A 5,214-nucleotide genomic window follows, 5' to 3' on the forward strand; every position below is an offset into this window, starting at 1 on the left:
TGAAAAATTTATATTATTTATATTATCCATACAATCAACCAAACCGCCTTGCGCCGAAACAGATGGGAACGTTTGACACTACGTCAAAAGATCATCGTGTCAAGTCCAAGAAAGCCCCTGCAGCATCGTGACTCTGCAAGACACGACTGCACACCTATTTTGTAAAAATATTAAAAATAAACAGTTATTTAGAGAGAGAGAGAGAGAGAGAGAGAGAGAGCAACAAACTCGGGATGCCACTCACACCTGGAATTTGACTTGCATCTGGCGACCGGATTCGGTACAGGTATGGTGCCTTTGTTGTGCAAACAGGAATGACTTAAAGAAGAAAGAAAGAGAGAAAGAGAGAGAGAGAGGTTGTTAGGAGGCAGGGGAGATATCGCGGTTCACTGCTCTCCTGGGTTGCCGCCTCCGAAAGGCTCGAAAAATCTCTCCGTGTCTGTCGAGAACAATTTAAACCGAGGAGAGGGTTATGCCGGTCAAAGCGGGTGGGCAGATGATGCCCCAGAATGGTTTCCCACCGAATGGTTTCCCCAAGGAGTTTGAATGGGGTGGTAATGCGGGCGCCGCTCCTGGCAACCCGTTCTGTCCGATCGGCGGAAAGATGCAGACCAAGGCAGCTGGGCTGCCTGCGAAAGCCGCCGCTCCAGGCGCTGCCCAACCACCCGCTGCCGGTCAGCCGCCGTGCCCTGTGCCAGCCGGGGAGTGGGAAGCCCCCGAGACGCCCAAGGCCAAAGCGAAAGTGAAAGCCAAGGCCGGAGCCGCCAAAACGGGTGCCGCCAAGGCCGGAGCCGCCAAAACTGGCATCGCCCCCGTGGCGCCCGCGCCGGATGCCAATGCGCAAACCGTGGCCATGACCACCACCAAATCTGCCGTTGGCGTCGGCGCTGCTGCCAAAGCGGGTGGAACCATTTGGACCGGGACAGGAACCAGCCTCGGGTTGGGACTCGGACTGGGCGCATGGGGTCCGGTCCTTCTGGTCGGCGTGGCAACGGCCATCGGGCTCGGCACCTACTACTACATGAAAAAGCGTCACCAGATCAGTGCCGAGGAGTTGACCGAAACGATCAGCTGATTGGGTAGCGGTCGTTTTTTCGCCACTCTATTGTCACGGATCACGTCCATGCCAAAAAATGAAAATGGCCGCAGATATGTCCACAGGCAGCGATCTGCAAAAAGCCGAATCGTCGCCATGTTCAGTTATCTGGGGGTTCTGTGTCTGGTTCCCCTTATCCTGAACAGAGATGACGAATACGTCCACTTCCATGCCCGCCAGGGCACGGTTCTGTGGACTTGGGCGACCCTCTCTGTCCTGGCCTTGCACATTCCTATCATCGGCCCACTTTTCTTCAGTTTCTCCTTTGCGCTGATCGCCCTGCTCTCCCTGGTCGGCATCGTGTCGGTATTTTTCTCCCGGGCCTGGAAGATACCGTTTATCAGCTATCTGGCGAGCAAGATTTAACCAGCGCCTTGCTGTGTAGAAGCCTGTTGGCGACCGTTGACGCCCGGCCATGCATGAAGACCTGACGAGGCGGGATCCGGGAAATTCCCCGGATCCCGCCTCGTCGTTCAGGCCTGAAGTGGAGCCAGGAGGTGCGGGTTCAGGAGACGGCAGGCGCGGCGGCGCTCTGGATCTCCACGACTGTCTTGGGCTGCGGAACGCGGGACGCATGCTTGATGACGACATGGCTCATCCAGGAGATCGCCAGGACAACCCCCACCAAACCCAAAGCCGGCCCGACCAGCGCAAGACCCAGCGAACCCGCCTTGACCGTACCCGTCAACCCCGGTAAAGGCAGAAGGGTGGTCTTGATGATCGAAACCTGATCTCCTGCTACAATTTTGACATTCCCGGAACCAAACACCTGGATGCTCTCAGGTGGAGACAGAGTTGCTCTGATGGTGTTTTCCAAAATCCTCTCCCCTCCAGCAAGGCTATCCACGGACCCCCAGAACCACACGCGCCGCCCAGCCTGGGAAACATCCCGTCCAGACGAAGACCATACCCCATCGCTGAGTGTGCCATTTTCTGGATGTGCTTTCAAATAAATTAAGGCCACCATGCACCACCCGGCAACGGGTCGGGGTCCAGGAGGGTGGCTCTCTGGCAAATCCAGGACAACATCCTGGTGGAGTTCGGAAGTAAAGCCCTGACAAAGGCTTCCATATCCAAGCTTTTTTTGAAAGGGTGCTGAACAGTTGCGTTTTTTTAGGGTATTCCCAAACAGGCGCACGTATGGTACGATGCCAAGTGGGTCGTTGTCGTGTGGCAAGGTTTTTTGTCGGGCCTGCCCGAGCGTCATTTTCGCCATTACCGGAAAAGGAGGAGTCAGACAGTATGGAGAGTTTCGTCGTCGGCAACAAACCAACCCTGCAATATCGGGTCTTTGCCCTTCTCAGCTACCTCGGCGTCCTGTGTCTGATCCCGCTCTATTTTGCCCGCAACAGTGAGTACGCCCAGTTTCATGCCCGGCAGGGCTTCGTGGTCTTCTTCATCTATATCGTCGGGTCGTTTGCCACTATCGTTCCCGGTCTCGGCCCGTTGATCTACTTCGTCGCCCTGTGGCTGGCCATCGCTTTCTCCATCCTAGGCATCCTCTCGGTCCTCTTTGCCCGGGCCTGGCGCCTTCCGGTGGTGTACGGCTTGGCCACTCGTCTGTAAACCATATCACCGGCGTCCACCCAGACCACTCTGTAACTATTCACCACCCTTGCAAGAAAAGCTTGGACATGGAAGCCTTTGTCAGGGCTTCGCCCCGAACCCCACCAGGACTCTGTCCTGGACCTGCCAGGGAGCCAGCCCCCTGGACCCCGATTCGTTGGCGGGTGGTGAATAGTTACACCACTCTTTTACTTTCTTCTCCCTATCGTCAGGAATAACCATGGCCATAACCGATCTGAATGCCACCCTCCTCCCCAATGAAAAACTGACCCTGGTCGGCCCCGGGCGGGTCGAGTTTATCGGCACCCAGCCTGAACCCGGCGTCGCCAACACTGCCGCTGCCGGCGCCAAAGGCGCGACAGCGACGCCAGCCGCCATCAAGGGTGGCACCACCACCATGACAACAACAGCCCTGACCACCGGCAAGGCCGCCTCAGCCGCTACAGCTCAGGGGGTCGTCTGGAAGGGTACAGGGTGGAGTCTCGGCCTCGGCCTCGGCCTCGGGCCCCTGGGAACCGCTGCCCTGGGTGCGTTGCTCATGGGAGGGGGCTACTATCTCTACAAGCGCCGCCGTACCTTACAAAAATCGTGGCCTTTCTGAAGACCAGAAGGGGCTGAACCCCTGCATGCCTCCGTCTGACCCCCTTCAAGCCGCTTTGCAACACTATTTCGGTTATGAAAATTTCCGGGGGTTCCAACGCGAGGTCGTCGCCCACCTCCTCGCAGGCGGTGATGCTGTGGTTCTCATGCCCACCGGGGGCGGCAAGTCGCTTTGCTTTCAGATTCCGTCGTTGCTGCGCCCGGGCGTTGGCGTGGTCGTTTCACCTCTGATCGCTCTGATGCAGGATCAGGTCGGCGCTCTGCGGCAGAATGGCATCCGAGCCGCCTGCATCAACTCCTCTCTGAGTGGGCAAGAGGTGTCGCGGGTCACCAACCAGGCCCGGGCCGGGGAGCTTGACCTCCTCTACATGGCCCCGGAGCGGCTGTTGTTGGACACATCCCTGGCGTTGCTTGCCAGCATCCCTGTGGCTCTGTTTGCCATAGACGAAGCCCATTGCGTCTCCCAATGGGGGCACGATTTTCGTCCCCACTATCTGGGACTGACGGTACTCGCCGAACGTTTCCCTGGTGTTCCCCGCCTCGCCCTGACCGCCACGGCGGACGCCCCAACCCGGGTGGAGATCGTCCACCGCCTGCAACTGGAGAAGGCGCGCCTGTTCGTTGCCGGTTTCGATCGGCCCAATATTCGCTACCAAGTGGTGGCCAAAAACAACCCGCGCCGGCAGTTGCTGGAGTTTTTGACCCACGAACACCACCATGACGCTGGCATCATCTACTGTCTCTCCCGTGCCAAGGTGGACGAAACAGCCGCCTGGCTGACCCAACAAGGCTGGAAGGCATTGCCCTACCACGCCGGACTGGACACCGCCACCCGCCGGCGCCATCAAGAACAATTTTTCTTCGAGGAGGGCACGCTTATCGTGGCCACGATCGCCTTTGGCATGGGCATCGACAAACCGGATGTGCGTTTCGTGGCTCACCTTGACCTGCCCAAAAGCCTGGAAGCCTACTATCAGGAGACCGGGCGAGCTGGCCGTGATGGTCTCCCCGCCAACGCCTTCCTGACCTATGGCTTGGAAGATGTCGGCATGTTGCACCAGTTCATCGAGCAGTCCCAGGCCGAAGAGAAAATCAAGCAGATCGAACGCCGCAAACTGGATGCCCTTCTGGGGTTTTGCGAAACCACCCTCTGCCGCCGCCGGGTTCTGCTCCGTTACTTTGGCGAAGAACCCCCAACCCACTGTGGCAACTGCGATACCTGCCTGCACCCCGTACAAACCTGGGATGGTCTGGTGGCCGCACAGAAAGCCCTCTCCTGCATCTTCCGCACCGGGCAAAGGTTTGGCGCCATCCACCTGATCGATGTTTTGGTGGGCAAGGAGACCGAACGGGTCATCCGTAACGGGCACAACACCATCAGCACCTTTGGCATTGGCGCCGATTTGCCCGCCGAGCAGTGGCGTTCGGTATTCCGGCAACTAGTGGCCGGAGGTTATGCCGCTGTGGACGTAACAGGACATGGGGGGCTTCGCCTCTGCGAATCCAGCCGCCCCTTGCTACGCGGTGAACAACCCATCCTGTTCCGGCGGGACACCTTGGGCACCAAAGCCTCCCCCTCGGAACGCAAGCGAAGATCCTCGCGAGCGGAAAAAGCCGCAGCACAACCCCCTTCCTCCGCCAAACAGACCCCTCTGTGGGATGCCCTGCGGGCCATGCGCACAAAACTGGCCACCGAACAAGAAATTCCGCCTTATTGCATTTTCCACGACGCGACGCTGCGCGACATTGTCGCCATCCGGCCCACTACCCTGGATGAACTGGCCAGCATCCATGGTATCGGCAAAAGAAAACTCAAAAACCATGGCGAAGAGGTGTTGCGCTTGGTGGCCGAAAACCCGGAATAGAGAGCCAGGTTTGATGAAGGCTCAATATGGATTCCGGGGGCTTATCGCACCAGAAGATCCAACAGAGAATGCAGCACCCGTTTGCCC

At 58.3% G+C, this 5,214-nt stretch carries 6 protein-coding genes; 5 read left to right on the forward strand and 1 reads right to left on the reverse strand.

Translation table 11 applies throughout. From position 1 onward, the window contains the following. The first annotated feature begins 742 nt into the window (after positions 1-742). Together HQL63_15670 and HQL63_15675 are read left to right on the forward strand one after the other, a co-directional pair. On the forward strand, positions 743-1,075 hold the full coding sequence (locus tag HQL63_15670) for a magnetic particle specific iron-binding protein (protein MBF0178264.1): 333 nt from the start codon (positions 743-745) through the stop codon (positions 1,073-1,075). A gap of 48 nt (positions 1,076-1,123) precedes the next feature. Beyond that, on the forward strand, positions 1,124-1,462 hold the full coding sequence (locus HQL63_15675; GenBank protein MBF0178265.1) for a hypothetical protein: 339 nt from the start codon (positions 1,124-1,126) through the stop codon (positions 1,460-1,462). Between the two features lie 139 nt (positions 1,463-1,601). Here the strand turns inward: HQL63_15675 and HQL63_15680 are convergent, their stop codons facing one another. Continuing rightward, positions 1,602-1,913 (reverse strand): hypothetical protein, encoded by a 312-nt coding sequence (locus HQL63_15680; GenBank protein MBF0178266.1) that lies wholly within the window; start codon positions 1,911-1,913, stop codon positions 1,602-1,604. A gap of 425 nt (positions 1,914-2,338) precedes the next feature. Here HQL63_15680 and HQL63_15685 point away from each other — a divergent pair, with 425 nt between their 5' ends. The 3 genes from HQL63_15685 (at position 2,339) to recQ (ending at position 5,127) form a co-directional block, all read left to right on the forward strand. Further along, entirely contained in the window at positions 2,339-2,662 is a 324-nt protein-coding gene (locus tag HQL63_15685) for a hypothetical protein (protein ID MBF0178267.1), read from the forward strand. Positions 2,663-2,882: 220 nt separating this feature from the next. Next, positions 2,883-3,263, forward strand: coding sequence for a hypothetical protein (locus HQL63_15690; protein MBF0178268.1), 381 nt, complete (start codon positions 2,883-2,885; stop codon positions 3,261-3,263). A gap of 25 nt (positions 3,264-3,288) precedes the next feature. After that, positions 3,289-5,127 carry a DNA helicase RecQ gene (gene recQ, locus HQL63_15695; protein ID MBF0178269.1) on the forward strand — a complete coding sequence of 613 codons (1,839 nt, stop codon included), beginning with the start codon at positions 3,289-3,291 and terminating at the stop codon, positions 5,125-5,127. Positions 5,128-5,214: the final 87 nt, after the last annotated feature.

This window comes from Magnetococcales bacterium, from assembly GCA_015231175.1.
Lineage (GTDB): Bacteria > Pseudomonadota > Magnetococcia > Magnetococcales > DC0425bin3 > HA3dbin3.

What these genes read in the sequence shown, in the direction of transcription:
- HQL63_15675 (MBF0178265.1), top strand. Translation starts at nt 1,124, where the DNA reads ATGCCAAAAAATGAAAATGGCCGCAGATATGTCCACAGGCAGCGATCT.
- HQL63_15685 (MBF0178267.1), top strand. Translation starts at nt 2,339, where the DNA reads ATGGAGAGTTTCGTCGTCGGCAACAAACCAACCCTGCAATATCGGGTC.
- HQL63_15690 (MBF0178268.1), top strand. Translation starts at nt 2,883, where the DNA reads ATGGCCATAACCGATCTGAATGCCACCCTCCTCCCCAATGAAAAACTG.
- recQ (MBF0178269.1), top strand. Translation starts at nt 3,289, where the DNA reads ATGCCTCCGTCTGACCCCCTTCAAGCCGCTTTGCAACACTATTTCGGT.